Genomic DNA, 24,172 nt, shown 5'->3' with positions numbered 1-24,172 from the left:
TTCTTCCCTTCACTCTATGTACATGCCCTCCAGACCGCGGTAGTAGGCGCGGTATATGTCCCTTTTGGTCACCACTCCAACGAGCTTTCTGCTCTCTGGACTCTCCAGAACTGGCAGGAGGTTCTGATCGTGGGCCATGAGCTTCTCAAAGGCCTCCTCGGCCGTCTCGTTTGGATACGTAACCCCGTAGGAACGCCTGAGGAAGCGTCTCACCGGCAGGCCTTTAATCCGTGAGGACTTCTTGAGAACGTCCTTTACGCCGATTACGCCGATGACCTCCATGTCCTCGTTGACTACGGGGAAGCAGTCGTGGCCGGTCTCTCCTATCAGCCTTTCAACCTCGAAGAGGGCCTGATCCTCGCTAACGTAAACCGGCTCCCGCGTCATTATCTCCCCCACGGGTATCGTCTCGAGGATGACGGGCCTTCCTGTTTTTACACGATAACCCTTCCGGAGTAGCTTGAGGGTATAGATGGACTCCCCCCGTAGAAAGAGCCGGGCGGTGAGAAAACCCATTGTTGCTGAGGTCATAACCGCGGGGAGGACAGCGTAGCTCCTCGTCAGCTCGGTAACCATGAGTATCTGGGTAAGCGGGGCCTGTGTCATGCCGCTGAAGAAGGCGGCCATCCCCGCGAGGGCGTAAACGGTGGGGTTCGCGTTCAAACCGGGGAGGAGGGCCCTTACGGCTTCCCCGAAGGCCGCCCCGAACATGGTTCCGATGTAGAGGCTCGGGGCGAAGATGCCGCCGCTCTGGCCGGGGCCTATGGTAAGGGCCGTCGCCAGCATCTTGGCCACTCCGAGGACTACGAGGAACCCCACGGTTAGTTTCCCGTAGAAGGCCATCCTCATGCCCTCGTAGCCTATCCCGAATATACCGTAGGCTGGAAGCATCATGCCGAGGAGGCCGACCCCAAAACCCCCCAGGGCGGGCTTGACGTATTCGGGTAGCCGGGCCTTCGAGAACCAGTCAACCGTGCCGTAGAGGAACCTGGCGTAGAACGCGGCGAGAGAGCCGAGGAGCAGTCCGAGGATGAAAAACAGGGGGAGCTCCGGAAGGGTGTGCCCTATTCCGCCGGGGATCTCTATCTCGACCGCCCTTTTGAGAACCGCCAGGGTTATCGCGTTGCCCGTAACCGCGGAGATGAAGATGGGCACGAGGTTTATGGAGAAGGCTCCCATGTAGACCACCTCAAGGGCGAACATCGCCCCGGCGAGCGGGGTGTTGAAGGTCCCTGCTATACCGGCCGCCAGGCCACAGGTGACGAGGAGCCTCTTCATCTCCCGGGATAGGTTGAACCAGCGCGCCAGGATCGACGTCAGGGCGGCACCTATGAAGCCTATAGGCCCCTCCCGGCCAACGCTTCCGCCGGAACCTATCGTTACCGCCGTGGCTATCGTCTTCAGAACCGCGAACTCCCCGGGAATGTTACCGCCTTTGAATATTACCGCTTCTATCACCTCGGGTATACCGTTTCCCCGTATCTCTGGACGTTTGAGGACTATGAGGGTGACCACCAGCGCCCCGAGGGTTGGGGGAAGAACGTACCCAACGTTGATACCGCCGATGGTGTAGGAGGCTTTCTGCAGTAACCCTCTGAAGAAGAGCCGGTTAACCCCGCTGATCAACAGTCGAAATATCACCGCCCCCAGTCCCCCCACTATCCCGGCAAGGATTGAGAAAACGATGATAACACTCCACCTTCTTAGATAGGCACCTTTAGAGGTCATCGATACCTGATGGGAGTACTCACTAAAAAGCTTAAGCTTTTATAGTCCCCCACCACAATAGCCCCGGTGGAAACCATGAAGGTCGAAGGATTCGTAGCTTCCCTCAGGAACGCCGAGACCATCGGCGAGCTGTTTAAGATACTCGCGAAGAACAGTGCCCCCGTCCTCGAGCTCGACGGGGTGAGGTTCCTCATAGTTGTCGAGGGCGACTTCGAGGGCAGGAAGTTCTGGACGGAGATAAACGGGGAGAGGGCCAACCAGGCCCTTGGCGATGCCATGCTCAACTCCTCGAGCTTCCCCTTCAAGTGCAGGCGTCCCTACACCGGTGGAAACGTCATCTTCGTGAACTTCGACGACGTAGAGGTCGAGAGGTTCCTCGTCGCCTACCGTGACCCGGACTACGGGCTCTTCTACCTCGTTGAGAGCGGAAAAGCGAGGGAGATAACGGGCGAGGAGTACGAGAGGCTCATCCCCGAGATGCCCGAGTTCAGGGTAAAGGGAATCGGCGATGAGCAGATGGACATGATGGGGGCGTTCTTTGGCTGACAAAAAAGGAAAGGCTCACGGTGAACCCTTTATCTTCTTTATCCTCTCCTTGGTTTTCTGGATTCTCTCCACCTTCCTCGCGGTCTTTGCGGTGGTGGCCTCGCTTATCTCCCTCCTGAACGCCCACTTGAGGAGCGGTGGCGTTATCAGCACCGAGACCGTTATGAATATCAGCGTCGCCGCTATGAACTCGGGGGCGTCCTGCGGCTTTATCGCACCACCGTGTACCGCCACCATGAGGTCGACGAGAGCCACCTCCGTCCTCGGAATCGAGCCTATGCCCATCTGGAGGGACATCCAGAAGTTCTCCCTCGTGAAGAGAAAGGCCCTGCCGCGGCCCCACGCCGTCATCCACGCTCCGAATCCCCTTCCGACTATCTTTCCGACGACGGCAACCGTTGTCAGAACCGCCGCGAGCACGAGGGCGTTCGCGTTCTCGAAGACCGTCAGGTTGAGCATCGCGCCGGTGTGGACGAAGAAGAATGGTATGAGCAGGCCGTAGCCGATGGCCTTCACGTCTTCCATGAGGCGCTTCCCTTCCGGGAGCTTCGAGAGCACGAGGCCCATCATGAACGCGCCCTCGATGGCCGCCGCGAACCATCCCTCGGCTAAGGCCGCGAAGAGGAACATCATCCCGAGGACGGTTCCGAGGATGCCCTTCTCGACGTGGAGCCTCTCCGCGAACTTTATGTAATAATCGACGAGGTACCACCAGACGAGACCGGTTATTATGAAGAACGCGACTATCTTGACGCTCAGCTCGAGGAGACTTCCTGTGCCGACGGCGAATATGATGAGGGCTATGCCAAGGAAATCGTCCATGACGCTCGCGCTCAGCGAGGCGGCGCCGACCTCGCTCGTGAGGACCCCAAGGTCCATCATGACGCGGACGGTTAATCCTACGCTCGTGGCTGTGAGCAGGACACCGCCGGCGAAGGCCTCTCTACTCGGGTATCCCATCTCCGTGAGGGCGAACCAGCCAAGGACGAGCGGCACGAAGACGCCGAGAACTGTGGAGACCGTAGCGGTAATCCCCGTTTTCTTGAGTTGCTCGATATCGGAATCGAGGGCGCCGAGGAACAGCAGGAATATTATGCCCAACTTGGCCAGAAAGTTGGAAACGACCGTCAAATCCGTGGTGAAGCCCTCCCCGCTGACTATCGGGAGGTACTGGGGGGCGATCATCCCGAAATAGACGAGGTTCCCCAGTATCATTCCCATCAGAAGCTCTCCAAGAACGCCAGGCAGTTCGAATCGCTCGATTATGCTGTCCCCTATCTTGGCCAGGATCAGAGAGATTCCTACGGTGAAGAGAAGCCACGTTACCGTTTCCATTGGGCCCCACCCACCCGGAGCAGTCTCAGCAGTTCGTCTATCAGTATGCGCAGGCTCATCTCACCAACCAGTTTTCCGTCCTTCACGACCGCCAGCACCTGTATCCTGTACTTGCGCATCTTCATCAGGGCGTCAAGGACGGTGGCGTCTTCCTCTATCGTGAGAACCTGTCTCTCGGCAACGTCCCCCGCTCTGGTGGCCCCTCCGAGGATCGATCTCATGGTGTTGCTCGTCATACCGAGCTTAAACCTGTGGGCCTCGGGGGGGAGGAGGAGGTCCATAACGTCAAGGTACCTGATGACACCCACGAGTTCCCTGTTCTCCCTGTCGTCAACCACCCAAACATGGTGTCTGCTTCTCAGAATTTTGAGGACGTTTATGATATCCGTGTCAGCGGTGACTACGGGCATTGTTTCAATGCTGGGCATGATATCCGCCAGCTTTATGGAGTGAAGGATTTCAAGGGCGGACTCGACTTCCATCATCACCACCGGGTTTAAAGAACGAACGAGGTTCTATTTAAGGTTTCGTGAGTTATTGAGGACACTGGAGAGACGTTTAGAGCATTGTACCAGCAGGTCATTTCTCCAGGCGGTAACAGAATCCCAACGAAAGGAGAATTAAAGGATACCGGCCCCTGCACCCAGGAAATAGAAGAGGAGTTTCGCCGCGGTTAGCGCCGTGATGTCCCCGAGTTCGCCACCCCCAACCTCCATTATATCGAAGCCGACCAGCCTCTTGTTCTCCACGAGCCACTCCATGGCCTCCACCACTTCCCAGAAGCCCAGTCCACCGGCCTCAGGTGTCCCGGTCGAGGGAACGAGCGAGAGGTCGAAGGCGTCTATGTCTATGGAGAGGTAAACGGGCTCCGGGAGGGGCTTTACCAGTTCGACGAAGGCATCGAAGTCGTAGTCCCTTGCATGGACCCAGGGGATTCCATGCTCCTCGGCGTAGGTGACCTCCTCCCTCGTCCCGCTCCTTATCCCGAAAATCGCCTCGCCTACCCCGAGTTCCGCTATTCTCCTCGCCACGCAGGCGTGGTTGTAGGGGTTCTCCTCGTAGGAGTCCCTGAGGTCGAGGTGGGCGTCGAATACCACGTAGCTCGCGGGTTTCAGGGCCTCCACCGCCCCAAGGGTCTGTGAGTGCTCCCCCCCGAGGAGTATCGGAATTGCACCGGGATTGGCCCTTTTGAGCTCTTCAACCGTTTCCCTCACCCTGTCCGCGGTTCTCCTCGGGTCGCCGGCAACGACGGCGATGTCACCTATGTCCGCTATCGGGAGCTCTGCTATATCCACGTCGTAGTCCAGGATGTAGCTCTCGAGGTTGAGCGTCGCGTGCCTTATGAGCGTCGGCCCGAACCTCGCCCCGGGCTTAAAGCTTGTCGTCCCGTCGAAGGGAACCCCGAGGATGACGAACTTAGCGTTCTCTGGTTCGGAGAGTGGGAATTCGAGCTTGAGCGTCTCGTAAGTGTAGAGGAAATCCATGCCCTCACCTCCGTAGAGTAGAAGGCGCACCTTAAAAGGATTCGGATGGAGTGAGCGGATTCGAAGCAGAAAAAGGAGAAGGGCTCACTCGCCCTTGAGCTTCATTATCTTTATCCTACCGAGGGTCTCCCAGTACTCGACGTTGATGCCCTCTTTGAGCTGGTCCTTTATCTCGTCGGCGACGCCGCCCTCTATTGGGACGTCGTAGAGCTCATAGGTCTCCATGTCCATTATCTGGACGGTGTCGGGGGTCATGGCTATGACCTGGGCGGTTCTCTTGTCGATTATCGGGACCTCAACCTCGGCGCTGGTGGGTTTAACGATGCTCCTGACCTTGCCGTCAAAGATCCCGACCGCCTCTATCCTGGCCTTGGCGGAACCGTGCTTTCCGGGTGAGGAAACGGTTATGTTGCCGATCCTGCAGGGCTCTCCATCGATGAGGATGTACCTTCCGGGTTTGAGCTTGCTGACCTGAACCTTGGTCTTGTCTCCCATTTCTCAGACCTCCATAAGCGTTCTAAAACCGATTGGGACTGGTCTTTAAAAAATTTTTGAATAAAGGAAAGGTCAACGACGGCCCCTCATCAGCACTCCGTTCATGAAGACCGGCACGAGGAGCACCAGTCCAAGGAGCCCCCCTATCCTCACGGTAGTGCTCGACGTCCTGAGTGCATAGTACAGCGTGAGCAGTCCGATCAGCAGAAGGGTGGCCACTATGACCCCCACTATCCCTTTGTTGTGCTCAAGCCCCTCCGAGAGAAGGGGGTACGCCTCCACCGCGGCTATTATAGCGCCAACGCTGAAGGGCACCACGACGAACATCGTCCTGATGTCGCCTACTACCATAGTTGCCGAGACCACGAAACCGAGGAGGGACACCAGAGTTAGACTCTTTCCCCTTCCGATCTGCATGACCTCGGACAGTATCTGGTTGCCCATCTCTATCAGGACGATTATGGTGGTCAGCCCCGCGAAGTAGAGCGAGAGCATGAGGAGGTATATCAACCTGTCCGCGTTGGCGATGTTGCCCCTGAGCACGTAGGGGATCGAATAGAACACCTCGATCGAGGTCATCGGGCTCTTCTCGGTGTTCGTGGTGTACTCCTTGAGGTTCTGGAACCCTATAAATAGCTTCATGGATCGCTCCGCCGGAATGTTCGGGTTATGGAAAGCCCTCTCAAACCCCTGGTAAGCGGCACCGAGGGAGTAGGCGACGGTGAAGGCCGCCGCGAAGCTCAGTATTACCTGGAGGATGAAAACGGCGGCGAGGACCCTTTTGAAGCTGACCCCCTCAGGGGTGAAGCTTCCCACCACGTAGTAAACACCGGCACCGAGACCGAGGGATACGAGCACGGAGACGGACATATACAGAACTCCTTTGAGGGAAATAGAGTGTCCAAAGGACGTTATCGCCGAGACCGCGGTTTCCATGTAGTTGATCGCCCGTGGTGATGTAACGGTGCTGAGTGCCTGCTCCCTGATAAGGAACGCCGAAGCTATTGCAAAGAGCACGAAAAGCACCGAAAGTACGGAGATGACCTCGAGAGTTCTTCCCTTGGCGAGTACGAGGAGGAGGAAGGAGATGAGTATCGTTCCGAAGGCTATCGCCGGAATGTACCTGGGGGCAACGTTGAAGACGTAGATGAGGCTGTAAGAGGAGTAGTATGTGGTTATTCCGAGCATCACGAGCAGAAACATCAGCAGGACGAAGATGAACGCGGGTGTGCGGGATACCTTGAAGAACAGCTCGTATATCAGGTACCTTGTGCGCCTGGTGCTCTCAACCTCGCTGTATATCAGGAACAGGGCGATGAGCATCGGTATCAGAGATATCAGGAATCCCTTCAATCCAAAGTTTATGTAGTACTTCGGCAGTACCAGGAAGTTCCATATCCCGAGGATGTACCCCGTTATCAAAAACGCCATCAGGAAGCCAACCTTTCTCATCCATCGCACCTCCGGCCAGTGATTGTTCCGTCTATCAGGGCCCTAAAGAGTAATGGGGAAGGTATATAAAAACATTGTGTGATTTTTCTACCCAATTTAGAGGCTCCAATGCTCAAAATTGATTATTATTTCGTTCACAACCGTCCACGCCATCAGCGGTTCCCTGTAAAGGCTTACCTTTCTCCCCGGAATTTTCCCCCTGAAGTCCCCGTGGGGAAAGCCGCCAACGACCACGAGCGGGTTTTGGAACCTCGATAGGGTTCTCCCGAATTCAGGGGGTTTCATCAATTCGCCGTCCTCGTGCATAACGAAGACCCCGTCGGGTTTTATCTCGTCTACGAGCTCCCCAAGGGATTTCTCCTCCAGCCGGAGCAGTTTCAAATCCCTGGGTACCGCCCTGTTTTTGAAGAGGCTCTCCATCAACCCGACGAAACGGTTGTAGTTCCTCGGGATCCTCGTCTCGGGCTTTACGTAAATCACCTCGTCGTTCCTCGTGTGCACGTAGACCCTCAAAAGGCCCTCCCGGTTGGCTATGCTCTCGAGGGCGTTGAGGAGGCAGACGTGGACGATATCGGGCCTCCCGCGCCTCTCACCATCGGGGAGCTTTTTGATGGCCGCGTGGTGGTAGGTGGCATCTAAAATGGTCTCCTCAGGCCTCTTGCCCCTCCGCCTCGCGTGGTTAACCACCGCCGGATGGTTCGCTATGTCTTTCGGTACGGGTTCAAGCTCGGCCTCGGCTATCACCAGATGGAGCATTCTCCCACCTCTCTATCCTTATCCCCCTGTCCGAGAGCCCCTGGATTATCTCCCCGTAGGTGTCTATGCGCATTCCGAATATTTCCGGGGGAATCACGCCGTATATGCACCTCCCCTCCGCGACGATGCGCGCTATTGCCGCCGCGGTGAAACCCGTAACCCTCGCCATCGACGTGAAGCCGTCCCTCTCCTCGTCGTAGAGGAGGTAGCCGATCTCCCTCTCCTCCCCGTCCAGGGTCCCCTTTCCTTTCACCTCCATTATCGAGAAGTCAGGGCTATCGTACGTCATGAGCGGGGTAATCACCTCGAGCGTCTTATCGACGTGTTCGCTCCCGAAGAACCCGAGCTCCCTTAGAACCCTCATCTTCTCCAGGTGGCCGGGCCAGCGGAGGGTCCACTCCTCGAGCCTCCCGGCTTTTACGCTCTCAAGGAGGCTCCTCAGGCCGTCGCTCACGAAGGCCTCGAACTCGAAATTCCCTATGGAAACGCGCCTTATCTCCCCGAGCGGGTCAACGGCCGTAACCTCGCCGTTCCGTATCACGCGCGCCGGCCTCGTGTACTCTTCAATTAAATCCTTAGGTGACCATGTAATTCTGTAATAAAGTGGTGGCCTCGGCTCCTTCGGGAGGCCGCCGACGTGTATGTAACCCTCGTGTAGACCGTCCATCTCCCCCCATATCCTGCCCATCAGGATGTGGCTCAGTCCCGGCGCGAAGCCGGCGTCGAATATCACGGTCACTTCCGCTTTTTCGGCCTCGTCCCTGAGGGTAAGGGGGTTCTCGGGCATGAAGGAGACGTCCACCATGTCAACTCCCGCCCTTATCGCGGCCCTGACCGCCCGGTAACCCAGACCCCCGGGCAAGGCTCCGATCACCAGCTCAAATTTCCCCATAGCTTCCACGAGGGAATCGAAGTTCGACGCATCCACCTTCATGGGTGTGGCGAACTCGGAAACGGCCCTCAACCTCTCCCCGCTTACGTCCCCCACGTGGACGTCGAACCCGTCCCTCAGATCCCACGCAACGGCCCTTCCAACGTTTCCGGCACCGAGGACGAGAACCTTCATCTCAATCCCCTCCAGCGGTTGGGCAAGGTATATATAAGCCCTGCCCTTACATTTACCAATGCCGTTCAAACTGTCCATCTTCCGCAAGAACGTGCTGGAAACGCTCGCTTCCTCCGATGAGACCAAGGTCATGCACGTGAGCGACACCCCCGAGAGCCTTTACCCTTTTATCGACGAACTCATAGAGAAGACCGGGCCGGATTACGTAATCCACACCGGCGACCTCGTCGACAACGTAAAGCTGGAGAGGAGGCCCGACCTGCTACCCCTTTACAGGGGCGCCCTGAGGAAACTGGCCCACATTCTCAAAGGTTCCGGGGCGGTTCTTTACATAGTTCCTGGCAACGAGGACGACCCGGGTCTGCTGAGGGAGTTCTTCGGAAAGGCGGTCGTTGAACCGGGGACCGTGGTCACCATCGGGGGATTCAGGTTCGCCCTCGGCCACAGCTTGTGGGACGTCGCCGGACTCGAGGCGGACTTCAGGCTCTACGGCCACAACTTCAAGCTGATCGAGAGGGGTCTAAACGGAGTCCTCGGCGTCAACTTCGTTCTACTCCCGAGTGGGAGAACGTACAGGGTAAAGTACCCCTCGGGAACGGACTTTGATAGGGGATACAGGATGTGGAGGGGTATGTGATGAGGGTCATCCGCTTTGGGCCGTCGATAATCTTCCTTCGAACCCATGAGGAGGAGAACGTTAAAGCGGCAATCTCCCGGCTCTTCGGGGTCGAGGAGATCCCCACCGACGAGGCCATAAGGAGAAGCAGGGAGTTCGAGACCATCGTTTTCGTCACGGATGAGTGGGAGAAGGAGACCATTCCACCGGACACGGCGTTCCTCCTGAGCTGTCACGTGCCCGTCGTTCTGAGCAAGGTCGTGAACAGAAAGCTCCCGGTCGAGAAGGTTCATGTCGAGAGCGTGCTCATCCTCATGAGGATCCCCGAGAGGGTGGAGGAAGGGCTTAAGCTTCTGGCGGAGAAGTACGGCGGTAAGGTTATGGACGTAAGGACGGCCTTCGATGAGGGCGAGGCCGGCGACACGATAATAGGGGTAACTCGGAAGAATCTCAACTCCCCTATTGGCCCGGAGGACATCGAGGGGGCGATCCTGATACACAGGGACTTCCTGAAGGTTTACCACGAGCTGACCATCGACGTCCCCCTTCTTCTGCTCAAACTACTACCCGGGTGGAAGGAGATCACCATCAAGGTCTACGACACGGAGAAACGCTACGATGAAAACATCGAGCGGCTGATGATGGTCATAGAGGACCTCGACCTCGGCTTCGTCGTCGGCGAGGGCTGGGACTGGGACTACCCGAGGCCGTTCATGCGCGTTCCCGTCTACAGGCTCAAGCTCCTCACCTGGGAGGACCCCGCACGCGTCAAGTTCCTCCTCAAAGGCATCGAGTACCTCGGGTACAGGAGGCTCTGCGACATAGACGTTTTTCTGGAGGGCAAGAAGGTAAGCTGGACGTCCCTGGGGGAGTTCGATTCGAAGTTCGAGCTCGCCAAGGCCGCCCGCGAGGAACTGGAGAGGAACCTGAGCCGGGACGTTCTCGAGCGGCTCCGTGAGATAGAGGAAAAGCTGGTCAAGGAATCCGGGGATTAAAGCTTCCTCAGCTTCGCGACGAAGAAACCGCTCGTACCGTGTTTGTCCGGGTAAAAGCGCCTCGCCTTTTCTATCTCCTCGCTCAGTTCGACGCCGAAGGGCTTCCTTAAGGCCGGCTCTCCGTACCGCAGGGGCAGGAGCTCGACGTCGAAGTTATCGAGGACCCACTGGATCACGAACTCGTTCTCCTCCGGCTCGAGGGAACAGGTGGAGTAAACGAGCGTTCCGCCTTTTTTGAGAACCTCAAGCCCCTTCTCGAGGAGCTTCATCTGAAGGCCCTGGCAGAACTTAACGTCCTCCATCGTTCGGTTGGCCTTCCTCTCAGGGTTCTTGTGTATCGTCCCGCTCCCTGTGCAGGGTGCATCGAGGAGTATCCCATCGAACTCCACACCGAGCTCGTCTATGTGAAGGGCCGAACCGTGAATCAGGACGGTGTTGATCACGCCGAGGCGGGAGAGGTTTAAGCGGGTCTCCTTCAACCTCTCCTCCCCAACGTCGAAGGCGTAGATAAGGCCCTTATTCTCCATCAGCTGGGCGAGGTAGCTCGTCTTTCCTCCCGGGGCGGCCGCCATGTCCGCTATCACCTCCCCGGGCTTCGGCTCGAGGGCAACGGGGGGGTACATGGAGCTGGCCTCCTGGATGTAGAGCAGGCCGCTTAGATACTCGGGCGTTGATGTTATCGAGAACGGCTCCCTCGTGAGACAGAAGCCCTCCCTCGCCCACGGAACTCGCTTGAACTGGAAACCCTTCCTGTTGAGGAGCTTGGTTAGCTCCTGGAGCGTTATCCTGAGGGTGTTCACACGGAAGCATCTCGGCAGTGGCCTTTCCATGGCCTCGGCTATCCTCAACGCCCTCTCGCCCCAGAGCTCGTAGTAGCGCTCTGCGAAGGTTCTGGAGTAGCCGAGGCTGAAGAGTCTCTCAAGCATGGTTTTGGGTTGGCAGGGGAGTTTAAAAGGTTCGCCGTTCTGACGGGCACACTGAATCACAAAAACCGTTCTCCATTTACATACTTTGAGCCCGATGTGTGGGATGAAATGCTGTAGAAAGATTATTATACTTTGGTTACAGCATTTTAATGGTGGTGCCATGTTCGTGGATAGGGAGAGGGAGCTTGAATTCCTCGAGAGGAAGTGGAGAGAAGAGCGAGCCCAGCTGATAATCGTCTATGGGCGAAGGAGAGTTGGCAAAACCATGCTCTTGAGAGAGTTCCTGAGGGATAAGAAGGGCGTCTATTTTCTCGCCACCGCAGATTCCATGGCGGAGAACGTTAAAGGACTCGCCGAAAAATTCTCAAAACTCACGGGGAAGGGGTACTTCCGGGAAGTCAAGGATTTCGGAAGGCTCTTTATCTACCTTGCCGAAGAGATAAGGAACGAAAGGGTGGCCATCGTTATCGATGAATTCCAGTATTTGATGGGTCTGGAACCGGGAATCCTGAGCATCATCCAGAAGGTATGGGATGAGCATCTTCGCAACACCCGGGCTTTCCTCGTGCTCTGCGGTTCCTCAATCGGAATGATGGAGAAGACTCTCGAGTACAGAAGCCCTCTCTACGGGAGGAGGACGGGGCAGTGGAAGGTAGGGCCCTTTGACATCAAAGCAATGCGGAGGATGCTCCCGAATCTGAACATGGAAGAGCTCGTGAAGGTCTACGCCGTCTTCGGTGGGATTCCCTTCTACCTCGACCTCATCAGGGGACTGAGCGTCGAGGATGCGATAAGGGAGAGGGTCCTGAGGAAGGGGGAAGTCCTCTACGAGGAGCCGGAGTTTCTCCTCAGAGAGGAGCTCAGGGAGCCGAAGAGGTACAAGCTGATACTCAAAGGCCTCTCCCTCGGCTACGAGTCCCTGGGGGAGCTGGTTAACTTCACGGGGATCGACAGGGGTAATCTCTCAAGGTACCTTGAAACGCTCGAGAGGCTCGGTCTGGTGGGTTACGAACTTTCCTACGGCAGGCGGAAGAGGGGACGCTACTACATAAGGGACAACTTCTTCAACTTCTGGTTCCGCTTCATCTACCCGAACCGGGGCGACCTTGAGCTCGGACTGGTCGATGAGGTCTGGTTGAGGATTGAACGCGAGCTGAACGCCTACTACGGACAGGCCTTTGAGAGGCTCGTGAGGGATATGCTCCGCCGAAAGCTCCTCAACTTCGGCCAGAGGAGGGTCGCGAGGTGGTGGCACAGGGGACAGGAAATCGACGCTATTCTTGAACTCGAGGATGGTCTCCTCTTCGTCGAGGTTAAGTGGAAAGACTTGAAAAGAAAGGAAGCGGAGAAAGTGCTCGGAGAACTTAAACGGAAGGCGGAGGGCTTTGAGGGCAATAAAAGGTATCTACTCGTTGCCCGGAGAATTGAGGGAAAGGGCGAGAACATGCTGGACCTGCGCGACCTTGAGGACCTCGTGCGATAGGTTGAGACATCCCTTACCAGGCACCAATAGAAATGAGAAAAGGCGGAGTCAGACTTTTATCCCGCCCATGGTGAGGGCCATCACCGCCTTCTGGGCGTGCAGGCGGTTCTCGGCCTCGTCGAAGACGACGCTGTTCGGGGAGTCGACGACGTCGTCCGTTACCTCCTCGCCCCTGTGAGCGGGGAGGCAGTGCATGAAGATGTAGTCCGGCTTGGCGTGCTTGACGAGCTCCCTGTTGACCTGGAATGGCAGGAATACCTTCCTCCTCTCCTCGGCCTCAGCCTCCTGCCCCATAGAGGCCCAGACGTCGGTGTAGATAACGTCGGCGTCCTTGACTGCCTTGACCGGGTCGTGCAGGAGCTCAAAGCTTCCACCGCTCTCGGCCGCGTTCTGCTCTGCCCACCTGATGACCTTTTGATCCGGCTCGTAGCCCTCGGGTGTCGCAACGACAACGTCCGCCCCGAGCTTGGTTCCGGCTATCATGAGCGAATGAGCCACGTTGTTTCCGTCACCGACGTAGACCACCTTGAGGCCCGCTATCCTGCCCTTCTTCTCGAGTATGGTCTGGTAGTCCGCTAAGGCCTGGCACGGGTGGCTGAAGTCGCTCAGGCCGTTGATGACCGGAACGCTGGCGTACTTCGCCAGGTCCTCAACGTCCTTGTGAGCGTAGACCCTCGCCATGATCCCGTCCACGTACCTGCTCAGAACCCTCGCGGTGTCGGCTATCGTTTCGCCCCTCCTCAGCTGAAGGTCCTGGGCGTTGAGGTAGAGGCCGTAGCCGCCGAGCTGGTAGATGCCCACCTCGAAGGAGACCCTCGTCCTCGTCGAAGGCTTCTGGAATATCATCGCAAGGGTCTTACCCTCGAGGAGGCGGTGCGGCTTTCCTATCTTCTTCCATATCTTCATAATCTCGGCGGTCTTGAGAACGGTCTCTATCTCCTCCCTCGTGAAGTCCTGAAGGCAGAGAACGTCCCTTCCGGCCAGACTAACCACCATGTGAATCACCGTTTAATGCTAACGCTCCGTTTTAATAACCCTTTCGTCGGAAAAAATAACCCTCGGCTGAAACCTTTTGAGCACCAGCGCACACTAACTTTCCAAATGTAATGTGTGCCCGCGATGGATCTTTCCCTTTGATCTCTCCTCAAGGTAAATCTAATAAACCCGGCCATCATTTACCACCGGTGGCGCGCATGGGGAATGGAATCAGGGTTGATCTTGTCAACTATACGAAAAAACCCCTGGAAACCGTCACTTGGGCGGCGCTTATAAGCTACTGGGATGGATGGGAGAGCGAGGCCTTCGGGCGTATGGGCAAAAACGACGTCGAGATGCACCTGCCCAGGGTCCTCGGCTACGGCCACGAGTCGATTCTTGAGCACGCGGTCCTGACGTTCGCGATTGAGGGATGCTCCCGCGTCTGCAGTCATCAGCTCGTGAGGCACAGGCTGGCGAGCTACACCCAGCAGAGCCAGAGGTACATCAAGCTGAACCGGGAGGACGTGGAGGAGACCTTCGTGATTCCGGAGAGCGTGAAGAACCGCCCGGAGCTCTACGAGAAATGGAAGGGCCTCATGAGGGAAGCGATGGAGCTCTACGAGGAAAGTTATGATTCCGGTGTCCACCAGGAGGACGCGCGCTTCATCCTCCCCCAGGCGGTGCGCACCAAAATCGTCGTCACGATGAACCTACGGGAGCTCAAGCACTTCCTCGGCCTCAGGGCCTGCGAAAGGGCGCAGTGGGAGATAAGGGAAGTGGCGTGGAAGATGCTCGAGGAGATAGCGAGGAACGACGAGCTGAGGCCGATCATCAAGTGGGCGAAGCTCGGGCCGAGGTGCGTCCAGCTCGGCTACTGCCCCGAGGGAGAGCTCATGCCCCCCGGTTGCTGGAAGAGGACGAGGGAGAAGTGGAAAGCGCTCGAGGGTTCCAAACAAATGGTTTAAGAAACTTTTTTTACACGGCCGTTCTCTCCGAAAACACGGTGGTCATCGTGAAGATCAGGAGTTGTGAGGTGGAGCTTCCCCATTCGTGGAACAGCCTGCAGGTAATCATCAGCGAACCGGAAAAGACCCTTCCGTTCTTTCCCTACTTTGAGAGCCTTGAGGGGGAGACAGTCAGGTTCAGGGTTCCGAGGTTCATCTTCGACTTCGGTTACGAGTTCAAACTGGCGCTTGGGTTCAGGAAGAACGGTGCGGTCTACACCTTTACCGGAGAGAAGGGCGTGCTTACGGTTACCTTTGAGATGGCTGAGAGGCGCCTCAGGGTAACTGCCAGTTGGTCAGGCTTCGGCGAGCTCCTCATGGGTAAACCCCTCCAGATCTTCGCGGAGGGAATAGCAGAGGCCATACGGGACTTCTGCACCGCCCGCTCTACCTGCCCGGTTCTGGAATTTGGGGATGGGGCCGGCGTTGTCCACCACGTAACCCCCGAGAGCGCACCGGCGCTCGTCAAGAGAATCGTCTGGGAGCTCAAGGGGGAAGATTTCGTCATTGAAGGGATTTCAGAGAACGGTATCAGGCTTTCCGCAACCGTTAGGGATGGAAAGCTCCTTAAACTCACGGTGAGAGAACAGAACGGTAAAGAAACGGTAGTAGAGGCGGACGTTCCCGTTCTGGAGGTAGGGCCGGAGCTCTTCGAAGGCCTGCCGCTGAACGAGAAGTTCAAAATAACGGTCAGACGGATTTAGATTCTTCCATCATCTCCTCTATCGCCGCCTTGAGCTCTTCGTACGCCTCCTGGAGCGACTCGGGGATAACCTTGGTGTCCGCGACCACGGGCATGAAGTTCGTGTCCCCGTTCCACCTCGGCACTATGTGGAGGTGCACGTGGTCCTCTATTCCCGCGCCCGCAACCCTCCCGAGGTTCACGCCCATGTTGAAGCCGTCGGGGTTCATAACCTTCTTGATAACCTTTATCATGAGCTGGGAGAGCCTCATAATCTCGAGGAGCTCCTCATCGGTGAGATCCTCCCACCGCCCGACGTGCCTGTAGGGGGCTATCATCACGTGCCCGGGGTTGTAGGGGTAGTTGTTCATGATGACGAAGCTGTAACGCCCGCGGTGGAGTATGAGCCTCTCCCTATCGCGGTTCTCCCTCGGGAAATCGCAGAATATGCACCCTTCGTGCTTCGGTGAGCGTATGTACTCGATGCGCCACGGTGCCCACAGCACCTTCATGTCCTCACCTCCGGTGGGAGAAACGACGGGGGGTTAAAAGCTTTTTTGAAGCGGCCGGCCATCCGACAAAGCTTTTAACTTTCCAAACATATTCACCCGTGGTGATAAACGTGAAGCGGAGGAAGGGACTTCTCATAATCCTCGACGGCCTCGGGGACAGGCCCGTTAAGGAACTCGGCGGAAAGACCCCGCTCGAGTACGCGAAGACGCCGAACATGGACAGACTCGCTGAACTCGGGATACTGGGCCAGCAGGACCCGATAAGGCCCGGACAGCCGGCGGGAAGCGACACCGCGCACCTCAGCATCTTCGGCTACGACCCCTACAAGGTCTACCGCGGGAGGGGGTTCCTCGAGGCACTCGGCGTCGGCCTCGACCTCGATGAGGACGATCTGGCCTTCAGGGTGAACTTCGCCACCCTCGAGAACGGCGTCATCACCGACAGGAGGGCGGGAAGGATAAGCACGGAGGAGGCCCACGAGCTCGCGAGGGCGGTTCAGGAGGAGGTGAAGCTCCCGGTTGAGTTCATCTTCAAAGGGGCCACAGGTCACAGGGCCGTTCTGGTCCTCAAGGGGCTCTCAAAGGGCTACCGCGTCGGCGAGAACGACCCGCACGAGGCCGGAAAGCCACCCCACGAGTTCGGCTGGGAGGACGAGGAGAGCAGACACGTGGCGGAGATCCTCGGAGAGTTCGTCGAGAAGGCGCACGAGGTCCTCGATAAACACCCGATAAACGAGGCGCGGAGGAGGGCCGGCAAGCCCGCTGCCAACTACCTCCTGATAAGGGGGGCCGGAACCTACCCCGACATCCCGATGAAGTTCACGGAGCAGTGGAGGGTGAAGGCGGCCGCCGTCGTCGCAGTCTCCCTCGTCAAGGGCGTCGCAAGGGCGATAGGCTTCGATATCTACACGCCGGAAGGGGCGACCGGCGAGTACGACACGGATGAGATGGCGAAGGCGAGGAAGGTCGTCGAGCTCCTCAACGATTACGACTTCGTCTTCCTGCACTTCAAGCCGACGGACGCCGCCGGTCACGACAACAAACCCAAGCTGAAGGCCGAGATGATAGAGAAGGCCGACCGGATGGTGGGTTACATAGTTGACAACCTCGACCTTGAGGACGTCGTGATAGCCATAACCGGCGACCACTCGACGCCCTGCGAGGTCATGAACCACAGCGGCGACCCGGTGCCGCTCCTGATAGCCGGTGGCGGCGTCAGGCCTGACCGGACGGAGACTTTCGGCGAGCGCGAGTGCATGCGCGGCGGCCTCGGCAGGATAAGGGGGCACGACATAGTGCCGGTGATGATGGACCTCATGAACCGGAGCGAGAAGTTCGGGGCCTGAGAGCCCACGTTTTCAACATTTGAGGCCCTCTCCTTCAGTTTTCTTCACTTCTTGCATTTCAGGGCCTTCTTGGGCTCTTTCGAGTCAACATCAACCTTCCGGTTCGATCCACACTTCTCTCCCTCTGAACGTTAAGACGCAAACCTTAATAACTTCCGACTCCAACTATTTTCGGTGATGAACGTGAAAGACCTAAAGGTTATCGGCGATGATAGGGTTACGTCCATAGGACTTGGGACATGGGGCATCGGCGGAAAGGAGAGGCCGGACTATTCACGGGATAAGGAGAGCGTCGAGGCCCTCCGTCACGGCCTTGAGCTCGGGATAAACCTCATCGACACGGCGGAGTTCTACGCCGCGGGCCACAGCGAGGAGCTCGTTGGAGAGGCCATCAGGGGTTTTGACCGCGAGGAGCTCTTCATCGTCAGCAAGGTCTGGCCGACCCACTTCGGTTATGACGAGGCCAAAAAGGCCGCAAGGGCAAGCGCCAAAAGGCTGGGAACCTACATCGACCTCTACCTCCTCCACTGGCCGACCGACGACTTCGGGAAGATAGAGGAGACGCTCCACGCGCTCGAGGATCTCGTGGACGAGGGGCTGATAAGGTACATCGGCGTGAGCAACTTCGACCTCGAGCTCCTGAGGAGGAGCCAGGAAGTTATGAGAAGGTACGAGATAGTCGCCAACGAGGTGAAGTACTCGCTGAAGGACCGCTGGCCAGAGGAGAGCGGCCTGCTCGAATACATGAAAAAGGAAAAGATTGCCCTCATAGCCTACACGCCGCTCGAGAAGGGCACCTTAGCGCGGAACGACTGCCTGGCTGCGATTGGAAAGCCCTACGGAAAAACGGCCGCCCAGGTCGCGCTGAACTACCTCATCTGGGAGGAGAACGTTCTGGCGATTCCAAAGGCGGGAAGGAAGGAGCACGTTGAGGAGAACGCCGGCGCGATGGGGTGGAGGCTCTCGAAGGAGGACAGGGAAAAAGCGAGGAGGTGTGTCTGATGTTAGGTTATAAGAACAGAATCGCCCGCGTGAACCTGACCAAGGGGAAGGTAACCTACGAGGAACTGCCGGACGAGGTGATAAGGAAGTTCGTAGGCGGGAAGGGGCTCGGCTATTACATTATTTACAAGGAGGTGCCGCCGGGCACGGATCCGCTCAGCCCGGCCAACAGGTTCGTCTTCGCCCCCGGCGGATTGACCGGCCTGATTCCGGGCTCGAGCAAGGTCATAGCCGTCAGCAAGAGCCCCGAGACCGGGCTGATAAGCGATTCCAGCGGGGGCGACGCCTTCGGGCCGAAGCTCAAGGGACACTTCGACGCGCTGGTCATCGAGGGACGGAGCGAGGAACCGGTTTACCTCTACGTCCACGATGGAGAGGTTGAGATCAGGGGCGCGGCCCACCTCTGGGGTAAGGGAAATTCCGAGGTGGCGGGAGAGCTCTGGCGGGAGTACCCGAAGGCGAGCTTAGCTTTGGTGGGGCCCGCGGGGGAAAGGCTGAGCAGAATCGCGAACGTCATCTACGACACGGAGAGGGCCAGCGGCAGGGGCGGCCTCGGGGCGGTCCTCGGGAGCAAGAGGGTGAAAGCAGTTGTCGTTGAGCCCGGGGAGAGGCCGGGGGTCGCCGATCCAGAGGAATTCCAGAGGCTCTGGAGGGAGTTCTACGACGAGTTCGCCACGAATCCAAAGTACGAGCACACGAGGAACTACGGCACGAGCGACGCGCTGAGGAGCGCGGCCTCGCTCGGGATGAGCCCCGCTTACAACTTCTCCAGGCCGTACATCCCGGACGAGCTCGCCTTGAGGCTGTCGGGGGACGAGGTCAAGAAGTACGAGGTAACCCCGGAGTGGTACGTCCACGGCAAGAGCTGTCCCATAAAGTGCGCCCGCTACGTCGAGGTTGAGTATAAGGGAAAGAAGATACGCGTCAAGCCCGAGTACGAGAGCATAGCCATGCTCGGGGCGGCAACCGGCGTCTTCAACTTCCCGGCGGTGGCCTACTTCAACCGGCTGGTCAACGACCTCGGGATGGACAGCATAGCGACGGGCGCGACGATAGGCTGGTTCTTCGAGATGGTCGAGAGGGGCCTCATCGGCGAGGAGGAGATAGGCTTCCCGGTTAAGGGCTTCGGCGACGAGGAGGCGGAGGAGAGGCTCATCAAGCTGATGGCCGAGAGAAAGGGGATCGGGGCGATTCTGGCGGACGGCGTCAAGAGGGCCTGCGAGAGGCTCGGCAGGGGATGCGAGTTCGCGGTCCACGTCAAGGGCATGGAGAGCCCGGCCTGGGACCCGCGCGGCAGGAGGACGTACGGCCTGAGCTACGCCACCGCCGACGTCGGCGCCTCTCACCTGAGGGGCTGGCCGGAGCCGCACCAGCTCCCCAACCAGGGGCCCGCGAAGGAGCTCGTTCCGTCCCTGATAGAGGCCAGGCACGAGAGCTACATCATCGACATGCTCGGCGTGTGCAAGTTCGTGCCCTACAGGATGGAGGACCTCGCGAGGCTCTACTCTCTCGCCACGGGTGAGGAGTGGACGGTTGAAAAGCTCAAGAGGGTTGCGTGGGCCGTCGAGAGCATCGCGAGGATACACGACGCCCTCGACCGGTTAACGCCGCCCATCGACGACACGATTCCACCGCGCTGGTGGGAGCCCGAGCCCGACGGGCCGGCGAAGGGCAACAGGGCCTTCATAGACATGGACGACTTCCTCGAGGCGAGGAGGGAGTTCTACAGGCTCAGGGGCTGGCACGAAGAGCTCGGCGTCCCGTTGCCGGAGACGATGGAGGAGCTCGGCTATCCGGAGTTCAGCGAAGACGCGGGGAGGGCCCTGGAGACTGTGAGGAGAAGGATGGGGGCCTGAGTCCCCAATCCCACTGTTCTCCTTTTCTGTCTTTACGTTCTGCTCCCGGGATTATCTGGCACGGAAGAAAAAGTTCACGATCAGGAGGGACAGGAAGTAAGCAACGAGCCCTATCCTTGTCAGGGCCATCTTAATCCAGGGGGCGGGCTTTCTGAGGAACTTCATGACCGGGGCCAGGATGCCGCAGATAATAACCGTGGAGAGAAGGGAGGCTGTGATTGGAAAGAGGGGGCCGGGAAGCATCCTGTCCACGCCGGTGATATCCAACACCCCAACGGCAAAAAGCACTATGTAGGGGAAGAAGAGGAAGGGGACGGCCGTGATGACCAGGATCGTTGCGGTGTCCTCGTCCATGGGATCATCCCTTCAGGAAGGCCTCGACCAGGTTCCTCGTCTCGTTGAAGGCCTCGAGCGGGATCCCCTTCGGCAGGCCGCCGATCTCACCCTTGACGTCCTTCAGGACCCCCTCCCCGGCTCCGAGGAACATGCCCTCGCTCACTATCCCTCGGAAGCTCGCCGGCGGGAGCAACGCGACGGCCACGCGGTTCCCCTCCTTCACGGTTAGGTCGTTGGTGACGACGGTTATTGCCCTGTCGCCGATGTTAACGTTCGTAACGAGCAGTCTGTCCGCGTTCGGGTGTTTGCCGACGCTCATGACCTCCCCGACCTTTATGTCCACCGCTATGACCGGGTCGTTTATCCTTCCGAGGGCCAGGCGCCTATCGAGGCCCAGTATCGTGTTGAGGAAGAAACGGACCTTGGCGACGTGCTCCTCAACCTTGGGCCTCTCGTCCCTGTCCGCGAGGCCTATGAAGGTGTGGTGCCAGTCCTCCCCGCCGAGGGCCTCGATTATTCCCGCGGCCTTCTCCTTAAGGGCCTTCATCTGCGGCGTCTCTACGAGCTCCCTCGGCTCCACGTAACTGTACCTCATCGCCTCTATCTCTGGGATCATCTCCTTCGCCAGCTGAATCGCCCTCTTCTTGTTCCACTTCCCCTTGAACTTCGCGTGCTCCACCGTCTTCAGGAACAGCTCCACGCTCTTCTCCGCCACCAGTAAGCGATAATCCTTGCTCGTGTCCCACATGGCTCTCCCCCACCAGTTCCTTTAGAACACGCCTCTTAACGCTTTCGTCCATTATCCCCTCGGCTATGGAGCGGGCCCTCGCCTCCTCCCCCCGCCGGGCGTACGCCAAGGCCACCTCCCCGATCAGCCTCGAGGCCCTCCCGTCGTCCCTTATCACTCCGGCGAGGACGAGCGGCTCCTCGAGGAGACCCAAGCGAAGGAAGCGCCTCGCGATGCGCTCCAGTTCCCTATCGGCCGGAACGAACTTGCCTACCAGGACCATCTCGAGGGCCTCCTCGAAGACCCTCCCCCCGAGCCCCGGACGCTCGTGGAGGTGGAGCCAGTAGGATAGCTCGAGCATGGCCGTAACCCGTTCCTCCAGCGGAAGGAAGCGGATGGTCTCGATGGCCCGTTCGACTTCCCCCACCTCGATGAGCTCCTCCACGGCCGCTTTACCCCTCTTTAGGACGTCGCGGATGAGCTCCATCTTGTCATTGAGGTGCCTTGCCTGCAGTTTGAAGAATATCGAGGAGTAAACGTCCCTCGCGAGGCCGTAGAACTCGAGGGCGGTCTCGTTGGGTATCTCGTCGGCGCTCTTCTCGATCAGCCTGGCGACCTTTATGAGCGAGGATGTGGCCGCCGAGGACAGCCCCCGCGAGGTCTGGAGGAGCTCCACGGCCCTTCTGAAGAGCTCCAGACCGTCTTTATAGCGGTCCGACAGGACGAGGTTCCTCGCTATCCCCGCCAGAACCTCCCCCTGTATCCTTGGGGAGGCTATCGTCCGCACCAGCTCCATCGCCCTCTCGAAGTGGGCCTCTGCATCCTTTTCCCTGTCGAGCAGGTAGAAGGCCCTTCCCATGATTGAATGTGCCAGGGCCTTCTCCGGAGTTCCGCCAGTGGTCTCGAGCGTGTCGAACATGGCCGCGAGTACTTCGTCCCTCGGGAAGGCCGTGAGCACCTCAACCAACGCCACGAGCCGGCGTATCCTGTCCTTGATTTCCATGGCGCTCCTCAGCGCGTTCCTGTAGTCACCCTTTGACAGGTAGAGTTCAACGGCCTCCACGGGAACCACCGGCTGGGAAGAGTAGGAAACGGAAGTAAAAAAGGCTATCGCTAACCCTTCACCTTCTTATCCCAGTTCTCGAGCATGGTGTCGAGGGCGAGCAGGTTGTTGAGCCTGAGGCGGACTTTCCCCCTCTCCCAGTCTATTGAGCCCTTAAACTCGTTGAGGAGCTCGAAGACCTTTTCGGCCTCCTTCGCCGGAAGGTTCCTCCCGTAGAACTCCTCGCCGCAGTGCGGGCATTTGAAGACGAAGTTCTCGAAGGCCTCCACGAACCTCTCCTTATCCCCGAAAACCTCGCGGGCGTTCTCGATTGAAAGCATCTGTTCGATGAGCTCCGCCCAGTCGAGGGCGGCCCCACAGAGCGGGCACCTCGCCAATTCCATCACCACCGGGATTCTTCTGGTGGCCGGTTGTTTTAAACGTTTCCTAAGGACGCGCTACCGGATCGTTGGTGAGGAGACCCAAAAGCCGGGGGCTAAACCATTTCCCTTAAAAAATTCTCTATCTCCTTCAGGATCAGCTTGATGCCCTCGTCGAGGTTGGCCTTGCCGTTGGCCCCCGCGGCCCCGGCGTGGCCGCCGCCGGAACCGTCTATGACCGGCCCCACCTTCTCCATGATCTTGCCCAGGTGGAGGCCCTTCTTCACGAGGCTCTCCTTCGCCCTCGCGGATATCCTGACGCCCCTCTTCTCGCTCCCGACCACGGCTACGTCGGCACCGAGCTGGAGGAAGACCTTGCAGGCCAGCGATTCGTAGGCAGAGACCTTGGAGACCGCTATGATGTACTTTCGGAACTTCCTTATCTCCAGCCGCTGGCAGGCCTTCAGAACGGCGGTTCTCTTCGACTGGTCGATGTTCTCCTCGCTAACCGGTGCGACGAGCTGGAACACCTCGCCCATCTGAATCGGGAAAAGCGTTAACATCTCGCCTACAGCTTTGAACGTATTTGCGTTCGCGAACCGGAAGCTGGCCGTGTCCGTGACGATTCCGGCCAGGAGGGCCTTAATCGCGTTCTCGTCCGCGAAGCCGAAGTACCTAAAGAGCTCCCAGACGATCTCGGCCGTTGAGCTTCTGGAGGAGTCAACGACGGCTATGTCCGCTTTAATCGGCCTCTCCTTCTCGAGGTGGTGGTCGATGACGATAATCGTTTTATCCCCTGGAACCTCGATGGGCGCGAGCTGTTCGAGTGACGAGGTGTCGAATATCATCACGACGTCCTCGAGAACCTCGGGGTTCTTCTCGACGGGGACGGGTGAGAGGGTAAGGAGCCTCTTGGCGTAGGACGAAACGCTCTGGGCGACCCCTATCCTAACCCCCTCAACTCCGATGGATTTAAGGTAGAGGGCGAAGGCTATCGCCGAGCCGAGGGAATCGGGGTCGGCGTTGTGGTGGCAGAGCAGGAGAAAGGACCTATCCCGCGAGTTTTGAAGGAAGCGCTTAAGCCTGAGCTTTCCCCTCATCCGCTATCTCCCTCAGTCTCCTCTCAACGACATTGTAAGCCCTCTCAACGGCCTCTTCGATGAGCCTATCCACATCGATCCTCACGAAGACGGGAACCTCGAGGTAGACCTCCAGCTCGAGGTCGAGCGTCTCGCCGCGGTTTATCCTCGTCGTTACCTCTACGTCCTTGACGTCGCTCCTGTTGAGGACGCCAAAGATGCTCTTCATCACCGTCTCCTGGGCGAGCTCCCCTATCTCTATCAGTTCCTCCTCGCTCAGCTCCGGCAGGCCTATGTGGATAACCCTTTTCCCCTCTCCGCCCATCGCCACCACCAAAGGAAAGAA

25 protein-coding genes are annotated in these 24,172 nt (G+C 58.3%); 9 read left to right on the top strand and 16 right to left on the bottom strand.

The annotated features are described in order from the left end of the window. Window positions 1-9 precede the first annotated feature (9 nt). A complete protein-coding gene (locus tag A3L02_RS09325) occupies window positions 10-1,728 on the bottom strand; it encodes a chloride channel protein (RefSeq protein WP_088863649.1) in 1,719 nt (572 codons plus the stop codon). 75 nt (window positions 1,729-1,803) lie between these two features. Between A3L02_RS09325 and A3L02_RS09320 the strand changes: the two genes are divergently transcribed. Continuing rightward, window positions 1,804-2,274: a hypothetical protein gene (locus tag A3L02_RS09320; protein ID WP_088863648.1), complete on the top strand. Its 471-nt coding sequence runs from the start codon at window positions 1,804-1,806 to the stop codon at window positions 2,272-2,274. Window positions 2,275-2,289: 15 nt separating this feature from the next. Here A3L02_RS09320 and A3L02_RS09315 read toward each other — a convergent pair whose 3' ends face one another. From A3L02_RS09315 to A3L02_RS09285, 7 genes are all read right to left on the bottom strand, one after another. Then, the gene (locus A3L02_RS09315) at window positions 2,290-3,609 is read right to left on the bottom strand and encodes a cation:proton antiporter (RefSeq protein WP_088863647.1); all 1,320 of its coding nucleotides are present in this window, start codon (window positions 3,607-3,609) and stop codon (window positions 2,290-2,292) included. Continuing rightward, the gene (locus A3L02_RS09310) at window positions 3,597-4,091 is read right to left on the bottom strand and encodes a CBS domain-containing protein (RefSeq protein WP_088863646.1); all 495 of its coding nucleotides are present in this window, start codon (window positions 4,089-4,091) and stop codon (window positions 3,597-3,599) included. The genes A3L02_RS09315 and A3L02_RS09310 overlap by 13 nt, the downstream gene beginning before the upstream one ends. Window positions 4,092-4,229: 138 nt before the next feature. Further along, window positions 4,230-5,093 (bottom strand): agmatinase, encoded by an 864-nt coding sequence (gene speB, locus A3L02_RS09305; RefSeq protein WP_088863645.1) that lies wholly within the window; start codon window positions 5,091-5,093, stop codon window positions 4,230-4,232. An 84-nt stretch (window positions 5,094-5,177) separates the two neighbouring features. Continuing rightward, on the bottom strand, window positions 5,178-5,588 hold the full coding sequence (locus tag A3L02_RS09300; RefSeq protein WP_088863644.1) for a translation initiation factor IF-5A: 411 nt from the start codon (window positions 5,586-5,588) through the stop codon (window positions 5,178-5,180). A 72-nt stretch (window positions 5,589-5,660) separates the two neighbouring features. Continuing rightward, complete coding sequence (locus A3L02_RS09295) at window positions 5,661-7,040, bottom strand: sodium-dependent transporter (RefSeq protein WP_088863643.1); 1,380 nt, start codon at window positions 7,038-7,040, stop codon at window positions 5,661-5,663. Window positions 7,041-7,136: 96 nt separating this feature from the next. Then, the gene (locus A3L02_RS09290) at window positions 7,137-7,796 is read right to left on the bottom strand and encodes a 16S rRNA methyltransferase (protein WP_088863879.1); all 660 of its coding nucleotides are present in this window, start codon (window positions 7,794-7,796) and stop codon (window positions 7,137-7,139) included. Further along, window positions 7,762-8,862 carry a saccharopine dehydrogenase family protein gene (locus A3L02_RS09285; RefSeq protein ID WP_088863642.1) on the bottom strand — a complete coding sequence of 367 codons (1,101 nt, stop codon included), beginning with the start codon at window positions 8,860-8,862 and terminating at the stop codon, window positions 7,762-7,764. The genes A3L02_RS09290 and A3L02_RS09285 overlap by 35 nt, the downstream gene beginning before the upstream one ends. A gap of 58 nt (window positions 8,863-8,920) precedes the next feature. Here A3L02_RS09285 and A3L02_RS09280 point away from each other — a divergent pair, with 58 nt between their 5' ends. Together A3L02_RS09280 and A3L02_RS09275 are read left to right on the top strand one after the other, a co-directional pair. Beyond that, entirely contained in the window at window positions 8,921-9,499 is a 579-nt protein-coding gene (locus tag A3L02_RS09280) for a metallophosphoesterase family protein (protein ID WP_088863641.1), read from the top strand. Then, window positions 9,499-10,473, top strand: coding sequence for a hypothetical protein (locus A3L02_RS09275; protein WP_088863640.1), 975 nt, complete (start codon window positions 9,499-9,501; stop codon window positions 10,471-10,473). Before A3L02_RS09280 ends, A3L02_RS09275 begins: the two co-directional genes overlap by 1 nt. Here the strand turns inward: A3L02_RS09275 and A3L02_RS09270 are convergent. Beyond that, a complete protein-coding gene (locus tag A3L02_RS09270; protein WP_088863639.1) occupies window positions 10,470-11,399 on the bottom strand; it encodes an NOL1/NOP2/sun family putative RNA methylase in 930 nt (309 codons plus the stop codon). The genes A3L02_RS09275 and A3L02_RS09270 overlap by 4 nt on opposite strands. Before the next feature lie 160 nt (window positions 11,400-11,559). Here A3L02_RS09270 and A3L02_RS09265 point away from each other — a divergent pair, with 160 nt between their 5' ends. Next, window positions 11,560-12,882, top strand: a complete 1,323-nt coding sequence (locus A3L02_RS09265; RefSeq protein ID WP_088863638.1) for an ATP-binding protein — start codon at window positions 11,560-11,562, stop codon at window positions 12,880-12,882. A 48-nt stretch (window positions 12,883-12,930) separates the two neighbouring features. Here A3L02_RS09265 and argF read toward each other — a convergent pair whose 3' ends face one another. Then, window positions 12,931-13,878: an ornithine carbamoyltransferase gene (gene argF / locus A3L02_RS09260; RefSeq protein ID WP_088863637.1), complete on the bottom strand. Its 948-nt coding sequence runs from the start codon at window positions 13,876-13,878 to the stop codon at window positions 12,931-12,933. A 197-nt stretch (window positions 13,879-14,075) separates the two neighbouring features. Between argF and thyX the strand changes: the two genes are divergently transcribed. Together thyX and A3L02_RS09250 are read left to right on the top strand one after the other, a co-directional pair. Next, window positions 14,076-14,825 (top strand): FAD-dependent thymidylate synthase, encoded by a 750-nt coding sequence (gene thyX / locus A3L02_RS09255; RefSeq protein ID WP_088863636.1) that lies wholly within the window; start codon window positions 14,076-14,078, stop codon window positions 14,823-14,825. Between the two features lie 38 nt (window positions 14,826-14,863). Continuing rightward, window positions 14,864-15,568, top strand: coding sequence for a hypothetical protein (locus A3L02_RS09250; protein WP_335755125.1), 705 nt, complete (start codon window positions 14,864-14,866; stop codon window positions 15,566-15,568). Here the strand turns inward: A3L02_RS09250 and A3L02_RS09245 are convergent. Further along, window positions 15,555-16,058 (bottom strand): HIT family protein, encoded by a 504-nt coding sequence (locus tag A3L02_RS09245; RefSeq protein ID WP_088863634.1) that lies wholly within the window; start codon window positions 16,056-16,058, stop codon window positions 15,555-15,557. The genes A3L02_RS09250 and A3L02_RS09245 overlap by 14 nt on opposite strands. 110 nt (window positions 16,059-16,168) lie before the next feature. Here A3L02_RS09245 and A3L02_RS09240 point away from each other — a divergent pair, with 110 nt between their 5' ends. The 3 genes from A3L02_RS09240 (at window position 16,169) to A3L02_RS09230 (ending at window position 20,262) form a co-directional block, all read left to right on the top strand. After that, on the top strand, window positions 16,169-17,404 hold the full coding sequence (locus A3L02_RS09240; protein ID WP_088863633.1) for a 2,3-bisphosphoglycerate-independent phosphoglycerate mutase: 1,236 nt from the start codon (window positions 16,169-16,171) through the stop codon (window positions 17,402-17,404). Between the two features lie 177 nt (window positions 17,405-17,581). After that, a complete protein-coding gene (locus tag A3L02_RS09235) occupies window positions 17,582-18,406 on the top strand; it encodes an aldo/keto reductase (RefSeq protein ID WP_088863632.1) in 825 nt (274 codons plus the stop codon). After that, window positions 18,406-20,262 (top strand): aldehyde ferredoxin oxidoreductase family protein, encoded by a 1,857-nt coding sequence (locus tag A3L02_RS09230; protein ID WP_088863631.1) that lies wholly within the window; start codon window positions 18,406-18,408, stop codon window positions 20,260-20,262. The genes A3L02_RS09235 and A3L02_RS09230 overlap by 1 nt, the downstream gene beginning before the upstream one ends. 51 nt (window positions 20,263-20,313) lie before the next feature. On the opposite strand, the gene A3L02_RS09225 is transcribed toward A3L02_RS09230, so the two are convergent. The 5 genes from A3L02_RS09225 to A3L02_RS09200 all read right to left on the bottom strand — a co-directional run bounded on the left by A3L02_RS09225 (window position 20,314) and on the right by A3L02_RS09200 (window position 24,151). Further along, on the bottom strand, window positions 20,314-20,616 hold the full coding sequence (locus A3L02_RS09225; protein WP_088863630.1) for a hypothetical protein: 303 nt from the start codon (window positions 20,614-20,616) through the stop codon (window positions 20,314-20,316). A 4-nt stretch (window positions 20,617-20,620) separates the two neighbouring features. Further along, on the bottom strand, window positions 20,621-21,346 hold the full coding sequence (locus tag A3L02_RS09220; protein ID WP_088863629.1) for a tRNA-binding protein: 726 nt from the start codon (window positions 21,344-21,346) through the stop codon (window positions 20,621-20,623). Window positions 21,347-22,438: 1,092 nt separating this feature from the next. After that, window positions 22,439-22,765 carry a hypothetical protein gene (locus A3L02_RS09210; protein ID WP_088863628.1) on the bottom strand — a complete coding sequence of 109 codons (327 nt, stop codon included), beginning with the start codon at window positions 22,763-22,765 and terminating at the stop codon, window positions 22,439-22,441. Window positions 22,766-22,863: 98 nt separating this feature from the next. Then, window positions 22,864-23,847, bottom strand: a complete 984-nt coding sequence (locus A3L02_RS09205; RefSeq protein ID WP_088863627.1) for a DHH family phosphoesterase — start codon at window positions 23,845-23,847, stop codon at window positions 22,864-22,866. Next, on the bottom strand, window positions 23,825-24,151 hold the full coding sequence (locus tag A3L02_RS09200) for a DUF3194 domain-containing protein (protein ID WP_088863626.1): 327 nt from the start codon (window positions 24,149-24,151) through the stop codon (window positions 23,825-23,827). Before A3L02_RS09200 ends, A3L02_RS09205 begins: the two co-directional genes overlap by 23 nt. Window positions 24,152-24,172 lie beyond the last annotated feature (21 nt).

The organism is Thermococcus celer Vu 13 = JCM 8558, assembly GCF_002214365.1.
Taxonomy (GTDB): Archaea; Methanobacteriota_B; Thermococci; order Thermococcales; family Thermococcaceae; genus Thermococcus; species Thermococcus celer.
The sequence above is the reverse complement of the archived record's forward strand: the minus strand, read 5'-3'. Positions and strand labels throughout refer to the sequence as shown.